This is a genomic window from Nocardia pneumoniae NBRC 100136 (assembly GCF_000308755.1).
In the GTDB taxonomy this organism is placed as follows: Bacteria; Actinomycetota; Actinomycetes; order Mycobacteriales; family Mycobacteriaceae; genus Nocardia; species Nocardia pneumoniae.
Genome location: NZ_BAGF01000006.1, coordinates 1 through 20,299, shown reverse-complemented (window position 1 = coordinate 20,299; position 20,299 = coordinate 1). Strand labels below are relative to the sequence as shown.

General features: G+C 68.4%; 16 protein-coding genes. 2 read left to right on the top strand and 14 right to left on the bottom strand.

Going from position 1 to position 20,299, the window contains the following annotated elements:
* Window positions 1-21: 21 nt before the first annotated feature.
* Both topA and ON34_RS01545 read right to left on the bottom strand, forming a co-directional pair.
* A complete protein-coding gene (gene topA / locus ON34_RS01550) occupies window positions 22-2,868 on the bottom strand; it encodes a type I DNA topoisomerase (RefSeq protein WP_245547847.1) in 2,847 nt (948 codons plus the stop codon).
* Window positions 2,869-3,243: 375 nt separating this feature from the next.
* Entirely contained in the window at window positions 3,244-3,450 is a 207-nt protein-coding gene (locus ON34_RS01545; protein WP_011206895.1) for a cold-shock protein, read from the bottom strand.
* Between the two features lie 499 nt (window positions 3,451-3,949).
* Between ON34_RS01545 and sftH the strand changes: the two genes are divergently transcribed.
* Window positions 3,950-6,271: a DEAD/DEAH box helicase gene (sftH, locus tag ON34_RS01540; RefSeq protein ID WP_040773160.1), complete on the top strand. Its 2,322-nt coding sequence runs from the start codon at window positions 3,950-3,952 to the stop codon at window positions 6,269-6,271.
* A 286-nt stretch (window positions 6,272-6,557) separates the two neighbouring features.
* Here the strand turns inward: sftH and ON34_RS01535 are convergent, their stop codons facing one another.
* The 7 genes from ON34_RS01535 to ssd all read right to left on the bottom strand — a co-directional run bounded on the left by ON34_RS01535 (window position 6,558) and on the right by ssd (window position 11,925).
* Entirely contained in the window at window positions 6,558-6,887 is a 330-nt protein-coding gene (locus ON34_RS01535) for an Rv3654c family TadE-like protein (RefSeq protein WP_040773506.1), read from the bottom strand.
* 284 nt (window positions 6,888-7,171) lie between these two features.
* On the bottom strand, window positions 7,172-7,540 hold the full coding sequence (locus ON34_RS01530; protein ID WP_040773503.1) for a TadE family type IV pilus minor pilin: 369 nt from the start codon (window positions 7,538-7,540) through the stop codon (window positions 7,172-7,174).
* 8 nt (window positions 7,541-7,548) lie between these two features.
* Window positions 7,549-7,740 carry a DUF4244 domain-containing protein gene (locus tag ON34_RS01525; protein ID WP_040773501.1) on the bottom strand — a complete coding sequence of 64 codons (192 nt, stop codon included), beginning with the start codon at window positions 7,738-7,740 and terminating at the stop codon, window positions 7,549-7,551.
* 216 nt (window positions 7,741-7,956) lie between these two features.
* Window positions 7,957-8,577 (bottom strand): type II secretion system F family protein, encoded by a 621-nt coding sequence (locus ON34_RS01520; protein ID WP_040773158.1) that lies wholly within the window; start codon window positions 8,575-8,577, stop codon window positions 7,957-7,959.
* A 225-nt stretch (window positions 8,578-8,802) separates the two neighbouring features.
* Entirely contained in the window at window positions 8,803-9,597 is a 795-nt protein-coding gene (locus tag ON34_RS01515; protein WP_040773155.1) for a type II secretion system F family protein, read from the bottom strand.
* Complete coding sequence (locus ON34_RS01510) at window positions 9,594-10,778, bottom strand: TadA family conjugal transfer-associated ATPase (RefSeq protein WP_040773499.1); 1,185 nt, start codon at window positions 10,776-10,778, stop codon at window positions 9,594-9,596. Before ON34_RS01510 ends, ON34_RS01515 begins: the two co-directional genes overlap by 4 nt.
* Before the next feature lie 37 nt (window positions 10,779-10,815).
* Window positions 10,816-11,925: a septum site-determining protein Ssd gene (gene ssd / locus ON34_RS01505; RefSeq protein ID WP_051022048.1), complete on the bottom strand. Its 1,110-nt coding sequence runs from the start codon at window positions 11,923-11,925 to the stop codon at window positions 10,816-10,818.
* Window positions 11,926-12,421: 496 nt separating this feature from the next.
* Between ssd and ON34_RS01500 the strand changes: the two genes are divergently transcribed.
* Window positions 12,422-13,231, top strand: coding sequence for an HAD-IB family hydrolase (locus ON34_RS01500; RefSeq protein WP_040773153.1), 810 nt, complete (start codon window positions 12,422-12,424; stop codon window positions 13,229-13,231).
* A gap of 483 nt (window positions 13,232-13,714) precedes the next feature.
* Here ON34_RS01500 and ON34_RS01495 read toward each other — a convergent pair whose 3' ends face one another.
* The 5 genes from ON34_RS01495 to ON34_RS01475 form a co-directional block, all read right to left on the bottom strand.
* Window positions 13,715-14,461 (bottom strand): Fic family protein, encoded by a 747-nt coding sequence (locus ON34_RS01495; RefSeq protein ID WP_040773151.1) that lies wholly within the window; start codon window positions 14,459-14,461, stop codon window positions 13,715-13,717.
* 111 nt (window positions 14,462-14,572) lie between these two features.
* A complete protein-coding gene (locus tag ON34_RS01490) occupies window positions 14,573-16,267 on the bottom strand; it encodes a dipeptide ABC transporter ATP-binding protein (RefSeq protein WP_040773149.1) in 1,695 nt (564 codons plus the stop codon).
* Window positions 16,264-17,220, bottom strand: a complete 957-nt coding sequence (locus ON34_RS01485; protein WP_040773146.1) for an ABC transporter permease — start codon at window positions 17,218-17,220, stop codon at window positions 16,264-16,266. The genes ON34_RS01490 and ON34_RS01485 overlap by 4 nt, the downstream gene beginning before the upstream one ends.
* The gene (locus tag ON34_RS01480; RefSeq protein ID WP_040773143.1) at window positions 17,213-18,139 is read right to left on the bottom strand and encodes an ABC transporter permease; all 927 of its coding nucleotides are present in this window, start codon (window positions 18,137-18,139) and stop codon (window positions 17,213-17,215) included. The genes ON34_RS01485 and ON34_RS01480 overlap by 8 nt, the downstream gene beginning before the upstream one ends.
* A 55-nt stretch (window positions 18,140-18,194) precedes the next feature.
* A complete protein-coding gene (locus ON34_RS01475) occupies window positions 18,195-19,784 on the bottom strand; it encodes a peptide ABC transporter substrate-binding protein (RefSeq protein WP_040773140.1) in 1,590 nt (529 codons plus the stop codon).
* Between the last annotated feature and the right edge of the window lie 515 nt (window positions 19,785-20,299).

Here is a 20,299-nt window from a genome sequence, read left to right as displayed (position 1 = left end):
CCCACGCCACGAGCCGCGAACTCACGACTTGCCGACGCCCGTCTTCTTCGCCGCCGCCTTCTGCGCCGTGGTCTTCTTCGCGACCGTTTTGGTGGTGGTCGCCTTCTTGGCGGCGGTCTTCTTCGCCGCGGCCTTCTTGGCTGGGGCCTTCTTCGCCGCCGTCTTCTTGGCAGCCTTCTTCACCGGTCCGCGGGCTCGCCGATCGGCGAGCAGCTCCATGGCCCGCTCCGGGGTGATCGACTCGATCTCGTCGCCCTTGCGCAGCGTCGCGTTGGTCTCGCCGTCGGTGACGTACGGGCCGAAGCGGCCGTCCTTGATCACCATCGGCTTACCGGTGGCCGAGTCGGTGCCGAGCTCACGCAGCGGGGCCGAACTCGAAGCCTGCCGTCCGCGGCGCTTGGGCTCCGCGTAGATCTTCAGCGCCTCCTCCAGCGTCACGGTGAAGATCTGGTCCTCGGTGTTCAGCGACCGCGAATCGGTGCCCTTCTTCAGGTACGGCCCGTACCGTCCGTTCTGCGCCGTGATCTCCTCGCCGGTGGCCGGGTCGGTGCCGACCACACGCGGCAACGACAGCAGCTTCAGCGCGTCGTCGAGCGTGATGGTGGCCAGATCCATGGACTTGAACAGCGACCCGGTGCGCGGCTTCGGCGCGGCGGCCTTCTTCGCGTTCTTCTTCGGGGCCTCCTGCCCCTCCTCGGCCTGCGGCTCGGGCAGGATCTCGGTGACGTACGGACCGAAACGTCCTTCTTTCGCGACGATCTCGTGCCCGGTCTCGGGGTCGACGCCGAGCGTCCGCCCTTCCTGCGGCGTCGCGAACAGCTTCTCGGCGACCTCGGGGGTCAGCTCGTCCGGCGGGAGATCATCGGGCAGATTGGCTCGCTGCGAGACCGAAACGCCTTCCGGATCCTCGGGATTCGGGACCATCCGCTCCAGGTATGGCCCGTATTTCCCGACCCGGACCACGACGTCGCGTCCGTCGGCGTCACTGAACAGCTTGATCGAGTTGATCTCTCGGGCGTCGATGTCGTCGAGCCGGTCACCGACCATCTTCTTCAGCCCGCCCGAGCGCGCGACCGAGCCCTCGACGCCGTGGTCGCCGCCGAAGTAGAAGCTGGACAGCCAGTTTCCGCGCTGTTCGCGGCCACCGGCGATGGCGTCGAGGTCGTCCTCCATGGCCGCGGTGAAGTCGAAGTCGACCAGGCGGCCGAAATGTTCTTCCAGCAGGCCGATCACGGCGAACGCCACCCAGGACGGCACCAGTGCGCTGCCGCGCTTGTACACGTACCCGCGGTCGAGAATCGTCTTGATGATCGACGCGTACGTCGACGGACGACCGATGCCGAGTTCTTCGAGCGTCTTGATCAGCGACGCCTCGGTGTAGCGGGCGGGCGGATTCGTGGTGTGCCCGTCCGGGTTCAGCTCGACCGCGGTGACCGCCTGGCCTTCCTCCAGCGCGGGCAGCCGGGATTCGGCGTCGTCGGACTGACCGCCCGCCTCCTCGTCCACGCTCTCCACGTAGGCCCGCAGGAAGCCAGGGAAGGTGATGGTGCGACCGGAAGCGGAGAACACGCACTCCTCGCCGGTGCCGGCGACGCCGGTGATGCGCAGGGTCAGCGTGGTGCCCTTGGCGTCGGCCATCTGCGAGGCGACGGTGCGCTGCCAGATGAGCTCGTACAAGCGGAACTCGTCGTTGTCCAACCGCGAGTGCAACTGGCCGGGCGTGGCGAACGTATCGCCCGCCGGGCGAATCGCCTCGTGTGCCTCCTGCGCGTTCTTCACCTTGCGGTTGTATTGCCGCGCGGTGGGGTGCACGTACTCGGCGCCGTAGAGCTGGGTGGCCTGCGAACGGGCCGCGGCGATGGCCGACTCCGACAGCGTGGTCGAGTCGGTACGCATGTAGGTGATGTAGCCGTTCTCGTACAACCGCTGCGCGACCCGCATGGTCCGCTCGGAGCTGAAACGCAACTTGCGCCCCGCCTCCTGCTGCAGCGTCGAGGTCATGAACGGCGGATACGGCTTGCGGCTGTACGGCTTGGCCTCCGCGGAGGAGACCACCAGGTCGGCACCGTCCAGCGCCTCGGCGAGCCGCCGCGCGTAGCCTTCGTCCAGCACCATGACGCCGTTGGTGGCCTTGAGGTGGCCGTCCGGACCGAAGTCCCGCCCGGTCGCGACCCTGGCGCCGTCGACGGTCACCAGACGGGCCCCGAAGGTCCTCGGGTTGGTCGTGTCGCCTTCCTCGCCGGTGCCCGCGTCCAGTTTGGCGGCGATGTCCCAGTACTCGGCCGAACGGAACGACATCCGCTCGCGCTCGCGCTGCACGATCACCCGGGTGGCCACCGACTGCACGCGGCCCGCCGACAGCCGCGGCATGACCTTCTTCCACAGCACCGGGCTGACCTCGTAGCCGTACAGCCGGTCCAGGATGCGGCGGGTCTCCTGGGCGTCGACCAGGTCGCTGTCGAGCTCGCGGGTGTCGGCCGCGGCGGCCTGGATGGCCGGCTCGGTGATCTCGTGGAACACCATCCGCCGGACCGGCACCTTCGGCTTGAGCGTCTCCAGCAGATGCCAGGCGATGGCCTCGCCCTCGCGGTCGGGGTCGGTGGCCAGGTAGAGCTCGTCGGCGTCCTTCAGCAGGCTCTTGAGCTCGGTGACCTTGGCCTTCTTGTCCGGGCTCACGACGTAGATGGGCTCGAAGTCGTTGTCCACGTCCACGCCGAGACGCGCCCAGGACTGTCCTTTGTACTTGGCCGGGACGTCGGCCGCGCCCCGCGGCAGATCCCGGATATGACCGACCGACGCCTCGACCGTGTAGTTACGACCGAGGTACGGCGCGATCTTGCGGGCCTTGGTCGGGGACTCGACGATCACGAGACGACGCAGGGGACGGCCCTGGTCGGCTGCACCGCGGTCTCGTGTTGCCACCGGCGAATACACCTTTCCTTATCGACCCGCGCTGCGTTGTTTCCGCTGCGCGCGGCTGGGGGTAAGCGGCTGCGACGGCTGTACGTCGCCACCAGACACGTTTATACCGTGACGCCGCGTGTGGTCGAGTGCTTGCGACTCGAACCACTGAGGGTACGCGCGTCAGTTCAAGCCAGTATGCCCTGTCTTTTCGCCACCTCGGCGCGGCAGCCGTGTTCGACGGGCGTTCCGCCGGTTCGCGCGGGCCGTGTCTACCCCAGATATAGCTCGTCCCCCACCCCGCTTGCGGCGGTGGGGGACGAGCGGTGGATCTTGCGCCGCTCAGCTGAGCGCACGCACTCCGGTGGCCTGCGGGCCCTTGGTGCCCTGACCGACCTCGAATTCGACCTTCTGGTTCTCCTCGAGGGTGCGGAAGCCCGAACCCTGGATCTCGGAGTAGTGGACGAAGACGTCAGCGGAGCCGTCCTCGGGCGCGATGAAGCCGAACCCCTTCTCCGCGTTGAACCACTTCACAGTTCCCTGTGCCATTCTGTTCCTTCTCTTTTCTTACCGGAACGGCGGACAACTGGGTTCGTCCACCGGGTCCGTTCCGACCGCTGTACTGTTGGTTCCCCCTGCAGGAAAGCACCAAGCACACCGTTCGCAACATCGATCCTGCTGACGGTTTGGACTTTGGATCCGTCCCTCGAACACAGAAGCTTGCGACCAGGAACCAGTGAACCATGTCTCCGGGCAATTCAACAGTCGAGTTACCGACAATTTGCAAAAAAGTTGATCTTGCGAATGCGCAGGTGAGGGACACAATGGCGGAATCCGGACTTACAGTTCGTTTGCCTTCTGATAACCGAGTCGACGTTCGGCAATCCAGCTGTGACCCAGGTCGCTATTGGGTATCGAAATGGCAGGTGATGCTTCCCGGACGCACACGTTTCACACTTTCCGAGCGTGTGGCGTGGATCGTCTCGTGAATCCAGCGGGCTCGGCAGGCCCCGCGCGGCCCCGAACCGACCTGCCCTACGGGACATCGTTGCTGAATCGTGTCCTAGCCGGAGTCCCGGGTGACGACCCCCGGCTGACCCATGTCGTCGAGTTGCCGCCGCGGGCGGCCGATCGCACCGCCTGGCCCACATGGGCATCGCCGGATGTGATCGCGGCGTTGCACGACGCAGGCGTAGCCGCGCCCTGGAGTCATCAGACCGAGACGGCAGACCTGGCTTTCGAAGGCGAACACGTGGTCGTGAGCACCGGGACCGCGTCGGGCAAGTCGCTCGGGTATCAGCTTCCGGTGCTCACCACGCTGCAAACGGATCCGAAAGCCACCGCGCTGTACCTGGCTCCGACGAAGGCGCTCGGCGCCGATCAGCTGCGTTCCGTCGGGGAACTGACCCACGAAGGCCCGCTGCGGGATATCCATCCGGCCACCTACGACGGTGACACACCGGCCGAGATCCGGCAGTGGGTGCGCGCCAACGCGCGCTGGATTTTCACCAATCCCGACATGCTTCACCTGGGCATATTGCGGTCGCACCAGCGCTGGGCGCGCGTGCTGCGCAGGCTGCGCTATGTGATCGTCGACGAATGCCACGCCTATCGCGGGATCTTCGGCTCGCACGTCGCGCTGGTGCTGCGCAGGCTGCGGCGGATCGCCGCCCGATACGGCGCCGATCCGGTGTTCGTGCTGTGCTCGGCGACCACGGCCGACCCGGCGGCCGCCGCGTCGAGGCTGATCGGCGCGCCCTGTGCGGCGGTCACGCGGGACGGCTCACCGCAGGGGCCGCGCACGGTCGCGCTCTGGGAGCCGCCGCTGCTCACCGCGGTGACCGGCGAAAACGGCGCCCCGGTCCGCAGGGCGGCCACCGCGGAGGCAGCGCGGATCATGGCGGATCTGGTGGCGGAAGGCGCGCGGACCTTGACCTTCGTCCGGTCACGCCGGGCCGCCGAGCAAACCGCGATGGATGCCAGGCGGTTGTTGACCGACATCGACCCTGACCTCGCCGGGCGGGTGGCGTCCTATCGCGCGGGCTACCTCGCGGAGGATCGGCGCGACCTGGAAGCGGCGTTGTCGGACGGGTCGCTGCTGGGCGCGGCGACGACCAACGCGCTGGAACTCGGCGTTGATATCGCGGGGCTGGACGCCGTGGTCATCTCGGGTTTTCCCGGTACGGTCGCATCGTTCTGGCAGCAGGCCGGGCGGGCGGGCCGACGGACCCAGGGATCGCTGGTGCTGCTCGTGGCCAGGGACGATCCACTCGACACCTACCTGGTCCACCACCCGGACGCGCTGCTGAACAAACCGGTCGAGGCCACCATCACCGATCCGCGCAACCCCTACGTGCTCGGTCCGCAACTGCTGTGTGCCGCGCTGGAGCTGCCGCTCACCGACAGCGAGGTGGACGAGCTCGGCGCGCGCGAAGTCCTGCACGACCTGACCGCGAAAGGGCTGATCAGACGGCGCGGAGCACAGAGCGGCGCGCGGTGGTACGTGACCGCGGAGACGCAGCCGCACGACGCGGTCGACGTCCGAGGTGGAATCGGCGCGCCGGTTGCCATCGTGGACGGCGAGACCGGCAGGCTCCTGGGCACCACCGACGCGGGACGGGCGCAGGCCACGCTGCACCAGGGCGCCGTGCACTTGCATCAGGGCGAGACCTACGTGGTCGACGAGTTGGATCTCGAGGATGGCGTGGCCTTCGTGCACGCGGCGGAACCGGGATGGACCACCAGCGCGCGGCAGACCACCTCGATCACCATCGAGACGATGACCGAGCACCGCCGCCACGGTCACGTGACGACGGCGCTGGCACAGGTGCGGGTCACCAGTCAGGTGATCGGCTACCTGCGCACGCTTTCCACCGGTGAAGTGCTCGACCTGGTGGAACTCGATCTCCCCCCGCGAACGCTCCCCACGAGAGCCGTGATGTACACGGTGACGCCCGAGTTGTTGACGCTGGCCGGAATCGAGCCCCAGGACGTTCCGGGAGCGCTGCACGCGGCCGAGCACGCGGCGATCGGCCTGTTGCCGCTGGTGGCGACCTGCGACCGATGGGACATCGGCGGCGTCTCCACGGCCGAGCATCCGGACACCGGGCTGCCCACGGTCTTCGTCTACGACGGTCAAGCAGGCGGCGCCGGTTTCGCCGAGCGCGGGTTCGCGCAGCTCCGGCGGTGGCTTTCGGCGACCCTCGCTGCCATCGAGTCCTGCGGCTGTGCCGCTGGCTGTCCCTCCTGCGTTCAATCGCCGAAATGCGGCAACGGGAACCACCCGCTGGACAAGGCCGGCGCGGCACGCCTGCTCACCGCCGTACTGGCCGCATTGGCCGACGATGACGCTGCCTCGGCCGATTCGTGACGATCCGGAGCCCGGCATGTGATCGCTTGTCCAGGTTGCCAGCGCACCCGCCGGGACCGTTGAGACAGCTCCCAATGGGATGGCACCACGTCGACCCCCGGAATAAAAAGGAAAGAATTCATGTTAACTAGCCTATTGCCACACCATCTGTTGCGAACATGCGCATTCATTCGTTTTTGATATCCCGAGCACTGGGGAAATTGCGCGAGCCCTGGTTTTGACCGGCCGGTAGAATTCCGCTTTCCGCCACACTAAGCGACGCTCGGGCGGTTGTGTATCGAACTCTTCACTCTTCAACCGGTCCGGCTCTAGCGATCGCTCCGACGCTCCGATCGCCATACAGACCTATTGGTACATTCGTTTCGACAGTGACGGTGACGTCCCACTCCGCGGCCGCACAGATCCGGATGTGTGTCTCCATTCGCCGCGCCACCTCTTCCGCCTCGGCGCACGCCACATCCACGCCCTGCACCAATGCGCTCGCCGCTGCCAGCGCCGCCATATCCGCCGCTGCCTGCGCGCGATGTCGCGCCACCACTACGGCGCCCACGTGCGCGATCAACAATGTGGCTCCGATCAGCGCCACCAATGCCGAGCCCGCGAACACGGTCGCCAGACCGTCCTCGCCATGAACTACCCCCGCACACCGGCGCCATGCCCAGCGCCCGGTCCGGTGAAGGGCTTCGCGACGGGGCTGCCCGCAGCGCTGAAGTCCATGACCGGCATCACCTGCGTGCTTCCCCTCACAGTGGCTCGCCCCTTCCGCTCTGTACACGCGCTGAAGTTCCGCCGTACGCCGCGTGACGCCCGTTCTCCCGGTCCGACGAGCACCGCCACCGGTGGCGCATCGGTGTCCGGCCGACGCCGACCGTGCCAGCGAGCGGACCGAGAACGTCGCAGTCACGGCGCAGTCCCCGGCTCGAGCGTCGCGACCGCCTCGGCGCGGAGCGTGAGCAGCGGCAGAAGGGGAGTTCGGGCGGAGACGACGGCGACGGCGTGGGCGCCATCGGTCCGGACAGCGATGTCGGCCGACGGCGGGGCGATCCGTCGGGCCGCGGGTACCGCATTGCCGTGATCGCCCCGCGCGGCCAAACGCGCCGCCTCGCGGGCGGCGTCGACACAGCGGACCTGCGTCGACGCCGCCAGCAAGGCACCGAGACACAGCACGACGGTGGCGACCACCGCGGCCAGCGCGAGCGCCGCCTCGACTGTGACCGCCCCTCGGTCGTCACTCGGCCCCGGCCGCCGGTGACACCGGCGGCCACCGATGACGCCGCCTACACCGACGTGTTCAGCGCCCGGTCGATGATCTTCGTCAGCGCGTTCACGATGCTGTCGCCCGTCACCACGCCGTAGAGCACCGCACCGAACGCCGCCGCCGCGATCGTGCCGATCGCATACTCCGCCGTGCTCATGCCGTCCTCCGCGACCAACACCTGCACCGCTCGCCCGCGCAGGCCCGTATATATAGCCTTCAGTCGCTGGCCGACCGACCTCGTCACCCGCTCGATACGCACCCGATTCCCCTCTCGATCCGGCTCGTGCGGCCGCTCCGCACGAGCACGTTTTCCTCGACGGACGAGGCCCCGTGACCTCACGCCACCGCCGCGAATCCAGCTGACCGATCCGAATCCGCGCGATCGCGGCGCATGAACGCGTTGTCCGCAGGACGCTGCTCGGCCGGATCACAGCAGACCGCCGCCGAGTACCCTGCCCGCCAAGCCGATGACCACGGGCGCGATGCCGAGGCAGACGAATGCGGGAAGGAAGCACAAGCCCAGCGGTCCGCCGATCAGCACGCCCGCGCGTTCCGCCTTCGCGGCGGCCGTGTCTTCGACCGTGGCCCTGCGCTGGCCGGCCAGCTCGCCCACCGCGACCGCCAGTGACGCACCGGACCGAGCCGATCGGCGCGCCATCCTGGCCAGTGACTCGATCTCGTCGGCCCCCGGACGCCCGGCGCCATCCCGGGCGACCTGTTCCCAGGCGGTGGCCGCGTCCGCGCCCAGTGCGAGCAGATCTGCGGCCCGCCGCAGTGCTCCACCGAGCGGTTCGGGCGCCTCGGGCGCCACAGCCCGGGCCGCGTCCGCCATCGGCAGGCCGGCTCGCAGGCACGCAGCCAGCAGATCGAAGACCGAGGCGGCGGCCAGAGGATCGACGTTCCGTCCTCCACTCGACGCCTCGGCCTGCCCGCCGACCGGTTGGCGGAGGGCACGCAACCGCCGACCGACCGCCACTCGTCCCGGCAGCAGTGCCAAGGCGATCGCCGACAGCAGCAGCGGTGCGACCGTCTGCGTCGTCACTGTCATCCCAACCCTCCCCTTTCGGAGCATGAAATCTCCTCGCCCACCGCATGACCGGTGGTCGGCGCACGGCGACAGCGCCGTTCGTACCGTCCGCGAGATCGTCGTGACTGCGGGACTGTTCACGGCCGTCTCCGTGCGGCGACACGGACACCGGCAACCTGGACGGTGACAGGACACCGAAACTGGTCACCCACAATCCCGCCCTCGCCAACCGACGCGAAAGCGCTCTCATACCAGTACCTTTCGTGTAATGACATCGGTCCACAGCAGTCCGGTACAGGCCAGCCCGGTGCCAAGGGGTAACAGCACTTGGCCAGCGGATGAGGCGAAGAGGACACCCAGCGGAGAAGCGCCCATCATCTGGCCGAGCGCGACACCGAGACACGGCAGGCAAGCCAGAACCGCGGCGGTGGCGCGGGCACCGGCCAGCGCGGCGGTGGTGCGGCCGTGAAACCGTATGCGCTCCGCGAGATCCATACGGGCTGCTGACAACAACTCGGCGAGTGCCAGACCGTGCTGCTCGGCGACCTGCCACGCGGCCGCGATACGGGACAGCTCCGCCGCGACGAGAGACTCCGGCAGTAGCAGCCCCTCGGCGGCGGATCCGCCGAGCCGACTGCGTGCGGCGCCGACGGCGAAGACGCGTGCCGACTCGCCGTGCACCTCGCGCGCCGCGACGTCGGCGGCCGCACTCGGATGGGCTCCTACCCGCAATTCGCCGATGACCGCTTCCAACGCCTCGAGCAGGTAGCCGCGCTCGACGTTCCGGCGCCGGTCTCGCGCGGATCGGCGGGCCCGCAGCGCCAGCGTCCCCGCGATCATGCTCGCCGCCAGGAAAGGACCTGGTCCGAGCAGGACGAGCACGGCTACAACGCCTGCGAGGGCACCGGCGCGGGCCATGGCACCCCACGCGGGCCTTCGAGGCTCGCCTCGTGCGCTGAACATCCGAGCGAACCGGCGCCGTGATCCAGGCGCGGGAACAGCGACCAGCGCCAGCGCGAGACACACCATCGCCGCACTCATCGGTCGAGCCGTTCGGCGAGCAGGCGGGACAGATCGGCGGCGGCGGGAGCCTCGCCCGCTGTGTGCCAGGCGGGCGTGATCCGCACCCGGCCACCGTCGGTGCGGTGCACCAGGCCGATCTCACGCAGTTCGCGGATTCCGTCGGATCGGCGATGCACATGAAGGACGACTTGGACCGCGGCGGCGAGTTGGCTGTGCAGAGCCGCGCGGTCCATTCCACCCAACGCGGCAAGGGCCTCCAGCCGTGCGGGGACCTCCTGCGGCGAGTTGGCGTGCACGGTGCCAGCGCCGCCGTCGTGACCGGTGTTCAACGCGGTCAGCAGGTCGACGACTTCGGCTCCCCTGACCTCGCCGACCACGATTCGGTCCGGACGCATGCGCAGCGCCTGGCGGACCAGATCGCGCACGGTGACCGCACCGACGCCCTCGACGTTCGCGGTCCTTGCGACCAGGCGGACGACATGCGGATGGGGTGGTGCGAGCTCGGCGGCGTCCTCGACGCAGATGATCCGCTCCGTCGGATGCACCGTGGCCAGCAGGCCGGACAGAAGCGTCGTCTTACCCGCCCCGGTACCGCCGACCACCAGGAACGCCAGCCGTGCCCGAACAATGCGCTCCAGCAAGAACTTTGCCTCCGCCGGCACCGCACCCGCCGCGGCCAGCGCGTCCAACCCCTGCGTAGCCGGGCGAAGTACGCGCAGTGAAAGGCAGGTGCCGCCATGGGCGACCGGCGCGAGCACCGCGTGCAACCGGACACCGAACGAATCGCCCAGCGCTGCACCGGTTCCGGACAGTCGCCCGTCCACCCAAGGTTGTGCGTCGTCGAGCCGCCGCCCCGCCGACAGCGCCAGGCGCTGCGCGAGCCGCCGGACCGCGGCCTCGTCGGGGAACGTGATGGAGGTCTTCTCCAGTCCACGCCCGCGATCTATCCACACCGCGTCCGGACCGGTCACCAGCACGTCCGCGACATCAGGATCGTGCAGCAACGGTTCGAGCACGCCCGCGCCGGTCATCTCGGTCTGCAACAACCGCAGCGCCCGCAGCAGGTCGGTGTCGCCGAGCACCCCGCCTGCCTCGGCCCGGATGGCGGCGGCGACCTGCGCCGGATCCGGATCACCTGTCTCGGCGGCCAGTCGCTCGCGCACTCGATCCAGCAGCTCACGCGTCAATATCCCATTCATCCCCGCACCTCGCTGACGCTCATTCGCGGCCGCCTCGTCACCGTCGCTGCCCGGCTGGCGCGCTGAGTACACCGAGGACCGCGTCGGCGGCGTCGCGCAGTGGTCCACGGCGGCGCACCGAGACCGCGCCGCGCTCCAGGCGGTGCGCCAGCCCGGTTTGCGCGCGGACGGCGGCGAGCAGGGGAAGGTCGAGCACTTCGGCGACCTCTTCTCCGCGTAGCCCACCGGGTGCGGGTCCGCGAACGATCAAGCCTTGGTTCGGGTTTCGGCGCGCGATATGGGCGGACATCGCTTCGGCGGCGGCGACCGCGCGCAGCCGGGCCGGAACGACCAACACGACGAGATCCGCCGCGTCGAGCATCTGGTCGGCATGCGGCCCCCGCTCACCCGAAATGTCGCAAACTACGAAATCGCCTGCGGCACGGCCTGCTTCGAGCACCGCGCGGACACCGGCAGCGCCGAGTTCACGCGGCAACCGTCCCGCACCGCATCGAGCGCAGGACAGCACGGCAAGGCCGGGCGCGGCCGCGGGCAGCGCGCCGTGCAGAGCGGCCGCGGATACCCGTCCGTCCTCGACGACCAGGTCGGGCCAGCGCAAGCCCGCTGTTGTCTCGATGCCGAGGAGCAGGTCGAGCCCTCCTCCGAAAGGTGCGCCGTCGACCAGCAAGGTCGCTCGCCGGAACCCCTCGGCGGCGGCGCGCAGCGCGACCGCGACGGCCAGGGTGGACGCTCCTGCCCCACCGCCTGCCCCGGCCACGGCGACGACCACTCCGTCGCCCGCACGCTGCTCGCCGTACTCAGCAAACATCTCGATGAGGCCCACCGCGGAGCCAGGCAGAGGGATAACCCGCTCCGCGCCGACCGATGCCGCGACCTGCCAATCGAGCAACCCTGGCTCACCGTCGGTTACCAGCACCACCCCGGTCCGGCGCAGATATCCCCCGGCCGCCACTTCTCGTGCGGCATCTGTGTCGAGGATCACCAACGCCGCGCCGGTCCAGGCATGCCTCCCGACGGGTTGCGACGGCTCGTCTAGGGTCCGCTCGGCGGCGGCCGCGATGCGCCGGACTTCGTCACGCAAGCGGGCGTCGTGGATCAGCACGAGCGCCGGCGGCGTGCCGCCCGGCGCCGAGTGGTCGAGATTCATGCAGGTCAGCGTGACCGAGTCCGGCCGAGCAAAGAAGGGGGTCTGCGCCGAATGTGGATAACTCACGGGCTGTGGACAACTTCTCGAGCCACGCGGCCCAACGAATCGTCCCGGAAATAGAGGACGGCCCCAGCCGGGGGGGGAGGAGGCTGGGGCCGTCGGGTTCAGCCCCGGGGGGTCGGGCTGAACGCGCCTGGACCATGTCCAGGTGCCAGCAATACTACACCCAATCCCCGGCCACGACGCAAGTCCATCATCGGAGAACTTTGCGGCCACCCCAGCCCCGGCGTCTGCGGGGCAAACCCTCCGGCACGGTCGCCCACTTCGCCTCCAGGACACCCATGCCCAATGGGCGCACCCGGATGAATCATCCGCAGCCGCGCCGGACCGAGCGCAGGCTCGAGCACGCCGCTCGTGCGCCCGGCCGAGCGGAGCTCGAGGACGCCGCTTACGCGCCGGGCCGAGCGGACGTGAGGCCGCCGCCTATTCTGATCGGGTGGACAACCCACCCGCCACGGGCGGCCGCGTCGCCGCCTTCTTCGATCTGGACAAGACCGTGATCGCGAAATCGAGCACGTTCGTGTTCAGCAAGCCCTTCTACGCGCAGGGGCTGTTGAACCGCCGCGCCGTCCTGGAGAGCAGCTACGCCCACTTCTTGTTCCTGCTGTCGGGGGCCGACCACGACCAGATGGAGCGGATGCGCGCCCACCTGACCAGCATGTGCGCGGGCTGGGATGTCGAGCAGGTGAAATCCATTGTGGGCGAGACACTGCACGAGCTGGTCGAGCCGCTGATCTACGCGGAGGCGGCCGATCTGATCGCCGACCACAAGATCCGGGGGCACGACGTGGTGATCGTGTCGGCCTCCGGCGAGGAGATCGTCGCCCCCATCGCCGAAGCGCTCGGCGCCTCGCACACCGCCGCAACTCGGATGGTGGTGGCGGACGGCAAGTACACCGGCGAGGTCGACTTCTACTGCTACGGCGAGGGCAAGGTAGCCGCGATCGAAAAGCTCGCCGCCAGCGAGGGTTACGACCTGTCGCGCTGTTACGCGTACTCCGACTCGATCACCGATCTGCCGCTGCTCGGCGCGGTAGGGCACCCGACCGCGGTCAATCCGGACCGCAATCTGCGCCGCGAGGCCACCGCGCGCGGCTGGCCCATTCTGACCTTCTCCAACCCCGTGTCGCTGTGGGCGCGCTTCCAGGCGCCGTCGTCCACCACGCTCGCCGCGACGGCCGTGGTCGGCGTGAGCGCTGTACTGGCAGGCGCGATCAGCTACCGGATCCTGCGCCGGCGCCGCTGACGCTCGGGCGCTGCTCCGCGCGGGTTCCCAGGCCCTTGCCAATAGGCTAGACGACGTGCCGCAAGGGACGAAGACCAGGCATTTTAACCGCGAAACGCCGAGAAATACGCTGCTTATCCAATGCCATCCGAACCCTTGATGTGAATGCAGTCACAGTGTAGAAAGGTAACTACGGAAGGGCGGAAGGCCTAGGCAGTACCGGAAGAGAAGGGACTGTCTCCCGACCATCCTTCCCAGCACGGACACCAGGTACCCACGCGGAGCACGCCGCGACAAGGGCAGAAGCGTTGTGGGCCTGCGAAATCCGGGTATTCGACGGCGAGGGCCTCGCACAGGTTGCGGGGATGAACCGGCGATGTCCGGATGGTCGCCGAGGCCGCAGAACACAACCCACCTAGCACGCTTGGTAACCCGGTAGTCCGTGCTAGCGGGCGGTGAGGTCGACAGACAACGCCGCCCGCTTTGACGTGTAGGGGGCCGCCGTCATCCCACCGCCGAGTCGGCGATCGATGTGGCCTCGCGCGCTCCGTCCTCGAAGGCCCCGCAGCAGAAGATCACCCAGCCGCCCACTGCCTCCGGATCTCCGGTCCCGAACCCGGCGGCCGCGTCCAGATAGGTCTGGCGCCTGCGCAACCAGAACACCTCCGGTACGCCGAGACTGTGCGGGTCCAGCCCACTGGACACCGCGACCAGGCGTGAGGCTGCCCGCGCGACCACACCGTCCGCCGTCCCGAACGGTCGCAGCGCGAGTAGCTCACCGTGTACTACCGCGGCGATCACCGGCGCCGGCGCGCGCGAGCCGAGCACCGTTTGCGCCAACAGATCCAGCCGCTGCGCCACACCCGCCTCGCCGCGCGGCCTGCCGAGCGACTCCTCCGCCGGAACCAGGTCCGCGGCGGCCAGCAGATGCAGCCGCGCCAGCGCTTGGAGCGGCGCCCGCTGCCAGGTGGCTACCAGGTTGCGCAATGCGTCACCGTCCAATGCCTGTCCGACCCGCAGCGAACCGGCCAGGATCGGATCCGCCACGCGGCCGTCGGCGGGAAGTTCCGTGCTGCCGCCGTCGATGGCGGCCGAGGAACGGGCCGCGCGCACCGCGGCCTCGGCCGCCGTGGTCGGCCATCCGCGGCGGTTCGCCTTGTGCCGATGCACCTCGGCGAGCGCGTCGCGGGCACGGTCGGCCGCGTCCCGGACACCCGGTAGATCGGCGAGGGGCTGTAGCGGATCGGTCACGGCATATGAGGCTACTTGCCTGCTCCGGGACCGATTCGCCCGCCTGTTCGGCGCTGCCGGACGCAGTCCGTCCTCAGCCCGCGCACGGCCGGAGCGAAGGCGGAGGTACGCCTACCCGGCCAGCAGGGTGCGCCCCGGGATGGCGTCGAGCAGCTTGCGGGTGTACTCCTGGCGCGGGTTGTCGAACACCTCGTCGGTGGACGCCGCCTCGACAACCTTCCCGCGCTGCATGACCAGCACGTCGTCGGCGATCTGCCGGACGACGGCCAGATCGTGGGTGATGAACAGATACGTCAGCCCCAGCTCGGTCTGCAGTTCGCCGAGCAGCCGAAGGATCTGCGCCTGTACCAGCACGTCGAGCGCGGACACCGCCTCGTCGCACACCACCACCTCCGGCCGCAGCGCAAGTGCGCGAGCGACGGCCACCCGTTGACGCTGCCCGCCGGACAGCTCGTTCGGGTAGCGCCGCAGCACGCTGGACGGCAGCGCGACCTTGTCGAGCAGTTCGCGGACGGTCGCCTCGCGCTCCCTGGGCGTGCCGATCCGATGCGTGCGCAGCGGCTCCTCGATGGTGCGGTAGATGGTGTACATCGGGTCGAGCGAGCCGTAGGGGTCTTGGAAGACCGGCTGCACCCGGCGCCGGAAGGCGAAGGCGTCCTTGCGATCCAGCGTGGCGATCTCGTTGCCGTCGAAGGTGACCGATCCGGATGTCGGGGCGAGCAGACCGAGGACCATCCGCGCCACCGTGGTTTTGCCCGAGCCGGATTCGCCGACGATCGCCGTGGTCGAACCGCGGCGCAGCCGGAACGAGACGTCGTCCACCGCGACGAACTCGGTCGATTTCCACGGCACGCGGTCGCGGATGCGGAATGTCTTGGTCAGGTGCTCCGCCACGACCACCTCGTCCGCAACCGCCGTGCGCTCGGCATCGGCCGTCGCGACCTGCTCGGCCGCCCGCGCCGCTTGCGCGCGGATCTCGGCCCGCTGCCGCACCGACGACTTCCGCTGCGCGGCCAGCGAGGGCGCCGAGCTCACCAGCCGCTTGGTGTACTGGTGCTGGGGATCACGCAGGATCCGCAGTGCCGGACCGGATTCCACCACCCGCCCGCGATACATCACCACCAAGTGCTCGGCGCGCTCGGCCGCGAGTCCGAGATCGTGGGTGATCAGCAGAACCGCCGTGCCGAGTTCGGTGGTGAGCCGATCGAGACGGTCGAGGATCTGCCGCTGCACGGTGACGTCCAGCGCCGAGGTCGGCTCGTCGGCGATGAGCAGTTTGGGACGGCAGGCCAGACCGATCGCGATCAGCGCGCGCTGGCGCATGCCGCCGGAGAACTCGTGCGGGTACTGGTTCACCCGGCGTTCGGCATCGGGCATGCCCGCTTCCTCGAGCAGTTCCACGGCGCGCTTCCCGGCCGCACTGCCTTTCGCGATGCCGTTGGCCTCCAGGGTCTCGCGGATCTGGAACCCGATCTTCCACACCGGATTCAGATTCGACATCGGGTCCTGCGGCACGAAACCGATGCCGCTACCGCGAACGGCGACGATGTCTCGTTTCGAGGCCGCGGTGAGGTCCTTGCCGTCGAACCGGATCGAGCCGGAAGTGACGCGTCCCGTTCCCGGCAGCAGGTCGATGACGGCGTGCGCCGTGGTCGATTTGCCCGAGCCCGATTCGCCGACGATGGCCACGGTCTGGCCCGCGTACACCGAGAGGCTCACGTCCCGCACCGCGGGCACTTGCTTGCCGTCGGCGGTGAAACTCACGTTCAGGCCGGTGATCTCGAGCAGCGGCTCCCCCTCCGTCATCGCTTCCTCGCCTTCGGATCGAGGGCGTCACGCACCGCGTCGCCCAGCATGATGAAGCTCAGCACGGTCAGCGCCAGAGCCGTCGCGGGATAGAACAGGATCGCGGAGGTGCGGATCTCCTTCTGGCCGGTGGCGATATCCGCGCCCCAGGACACCACTGTGCGCGGCAATCCGACGCCGAGGTAGGACAGCGTCGCCTCCGTGACAATGAAAACGCCCAGCCACAGCGTGGTGACCACGATCAGCGGCCCCGCCGCGTTCGGCAGCACGTGGCGCAGCAGCGTCTGTAGCCGCGACACCCCCAACGCCTGCGCCGCCGTCACGTAGTCGCTGTTCTTCGCCTGGATCACCGCGCTGCGGGCGATCCGTGCGGCCTGCGGCCAGGTGAACGAGGCGAGGATGACGATCACGGTCCAGATCGTGCGGGCGTCCAGCAACTGCATGATCACGATGGCGGCCAGCATGAGCGGGATCGCGTAGAAGATCTCGGCGACCCGGGATACCAGCGCGTCCAGCAGGCCGCCGTAGAAGCCCGACAGCGCGCCGAGCGTGCCGCCGATCAGCACGAAGAGCACGGTCGCGCCGACTCCGGCGAGCACGGAAGCCCGTGCGCCATAGACGGTTCGGGCGTAGATATCGCACCCCTGCTTGTCGAAGCCGAAGGGGTGGCCCGCGCTGCGCGGGTCCATGCTGAAGTCGCCGTTGCAGTAGCGCGGGTCCTGGCTGGTGAACCAGCCAGGCCAGATCACCACGATCAGCACGAACACGATGAGCACCGCCGCGGCGATGAAGATCGGATTGCGCCGCAGCTGTCGCCACGCGTCGCGCCAGATACTGGTCGGCGAGCCGGAATCCAGCACGACGTCGGTGCCGAGCACTTCCACCTCGTCGGGCGGCGCGACGAAGTGCTCCTGGCCGCGGCGTTCCTGGCCGCCCCTGGTCTGGTCAGGCATAGCGAATCCTCGGGTCGAGTGCGGCGTAGAGCAGGTCGACGACCAGGTTGGTGATCAGGAAGACGACGATCAGCACGGTGACGAAGGAGACCACCGTCGGCGGCTCGCCCCGGGTGATCGCCTGGTAGAGCGTGCCGCCGACGCCGGGAATATTGAAGATCCCCTCGGTGACGATCGCGCCGCCCATCAGGGCGCCGAGGTCGGCGCCGAGGAAGGTGATCACCGGGATCATCGAGTTGCGCAGGATGTGCACGGTCACCACGCGACGCCTGCCGAGCCCCTTGGCCGTGGCGGTGCGGACGTAGTCGGCGGACATGTTCTCCGCCACCGAGTTCCGGGTCAGCCGCAGCACGTAGGCGAACGAGAGCGATCCGAGCACGAAGGCCGGGACCAGCAGTTCACCGATCGTGGCCCGGCCGGAGACGGTCACCGGTGCGATTCCCCATTTCACGCCGAGCAGGAACTGCGCGAGAAACCCGACCACGAAGACCGGAACCGCGATGACGATCAGGCTGATCACCAGCATCGTGGAATCGAACAGCTTGCCTTTGCGCAGTCCCGCGAGCAACCCGAACGCGATGCCGAACACCGACTCGACGAGCACAGCGAGCAACGCCAGTTTGATCGTGATCGGGAACGCGCGGGCGAGTTCGTCCCGCACCGGCCTACCGGAGAAGGCCGTTCCGAAGTCCAACGTGACGATGCCCTTCAGGTACAGCAGGTACTGCACGAGGAACGGCTCGTCGAGGTGGTAGCGCGCCCGCAGCTGCGCCTCCACGGCGGGCGTCATCGGCTTGTCACCGGCCAACGCGTGGATCGGGTCGCCGGGAACGAGGAAGACCAGGGCATAGATGAGCAGCGTCGCCCCGAGGAAGACGGGGATCATCTGAAGCAGACGCCGCAGGACGTACCAGGCCATTTCGCCTCCTGGGTCAGCGCTGCCCGCGCCGGAGGCGACGCAGGGCGGCGAGCGGCTACTTCTCGATGTCCTCGAAGGCGAACAGGCCGTTCCAGGCCAGTTCGGCCTTCCGAACCCGGTCCGAGCGGCCCGCGGCGGCCACGTAGTCGAACACGGGGATGTCGGCCATGTCCCTGATCATCAGGGCCTGGGCCTGCGCGATGATCTTGTAGGACTCCTCCTGGGTCGGCGCGGCCTGGGCGGCGTCGAGCAGGCGGTCGACTTCGGGGTTGTTGTAGTCGACGTTGTTGGTGTCGGAGTAGCTGTAGTACTGCGAGGTGAGGAACTGCAGCATGGTCGGGTAGTCACCCTGCCAGCCGTAGCGGAACGCCTTGTTGATCGTGTGCGCGTTGATTTCGTCGCGGATGTTCTTGAACGTCGGGTACGGCGTGCCGATGGCGTCGATACCCAGCGTGTTCTTCACGCTGTTCGCCACGGCCTCGATCCAAGCCTGGTGGCCGCCGTCGGAGTTGTAGGCGATCTCGTAGCGGCCCGACCAGGGCGCGATCGCGTCGGCCTGCGCCCACAGTCTCCTGGCCTCGTCGGGGTTGTACTTCAGCACCTCCGAGCCGGGCAGGTTCGGATCGAATCCCGGCAGCGTGCTGGCGGTGAAGTCCCGGGCTGGAATCCGGGTGCCGTGGAAGATGTTCTCGGCGATCTGCTCACGGTTGATCGCCATCGAGATCGCCCTGCGCCGCAGCAGCCCTTCCTGGCCGGAGAAGTGCGGCACGTTGGACTGGATGCCGATGTGTTGGTTCTGCGCGGTGGGTTTGGTGATCGCCCGGTCGCCGAGATCCTGGCGGTAGGAGGTGAGCGCGCTGTCGGGCACCGTGTCGAGCGCGTCGAGGTTGCCCGCTTGCAGGTCCGCGTACGCCGTGTCGTAGGACTGGTACATCACGAAGCGAAGACCCTTGTTCTTGGCCGGGCGGCCGCCGGGGTAGTCCGGGTTGGGCACCAGATCGATCTTGACGTTGTGCTCCCACGCCCCGGTGCGCGCGAATTCATAGGGGCCGTTGCCGATCGGGTTCTCGCCGAACGCTTTCATGTCCTTGAACGCGGCCTCCGGCAATGGGTAGAACGGCGCGTACCCGAGCCCGGTCTCGAAGTCGCTCGAGGGCGCCTTCAACTCGATGGTGAAAGTGCGGTCATCGATCACTTTCAGTCCCGACATCGTCTGTGCCGTCGGCTTTTCCGCGGACACCTCGTCGAAACCGACGATGGGGCTGAACACATAGCTCTGTAGCTGCGCGTTGGTGCCGAGCGCGCCGTAGTTCCACGCGTCGACGAACGACTTGGCCGTCACGGGTGTGCCGTCGCTGAATTTCCAGTTCGGTTTGAGGGTCACCCGGTAGTTCTTGCGATCGGTGGTCTGGATCGACTCCGCCATTTCGTCGTGTGCTTTGCCGTCGGCGTCGTAGTACTTCAGCCCCGCGAATAACCGGTCGACCACGCGGCCGCCCATGTTCTCGTTGGTATTGGTGGGTACCAACGGATTCTGCGGCTCGCCGCCATTGACGGTGACGATGTCGGCATCGGCGCCGTCGCCCGAGGAACAGGCGGCCAACCCGAGGCTCGTGGCCAGCAGTACTGCCGCGGTCAGCGCCATCGCTCTGTGGAATCTCAACGCGTTCTCCCGTTGCGAGAAGGGGGGAGCCGGACGGCACCCGCGCGAAGTCCACCAGCGCATGCCGACACGATCCGCCTGTGTGGTTGGCAGAGTAACCACCGGCGCGGGCACTGTCACCGGATTGATCCGAGTTCGTTGCACTTGTTACCGATCCGGCAACATCGCCGAAACACCCCAAGTTTGGTGCGTAAATACCCGCCCGGCCGGAACATTGCCTCCGCCGAGGTCGTCGCGCCCGGGCGGTCGTCGTGCCGACGCGCGACGGCGTGACGGCGGCGAAACCCGGCCGACACACCGCACGCGGCGTAGGTCACAGTTGATTACTGTCGAACTCGGCTGCGTCGAATCGTGCGCTCAGGCTACGTGGAAAGAAGAGACGAAATGACTGAAACCACCGCCGACCACAGGGACTCGTACCCACCCACCCCGGAGTTCGCCGCCGCCGCGAACGCCGACGCCTCGCTGTACCAGCGAGCCGCGGACGACCGCGATGC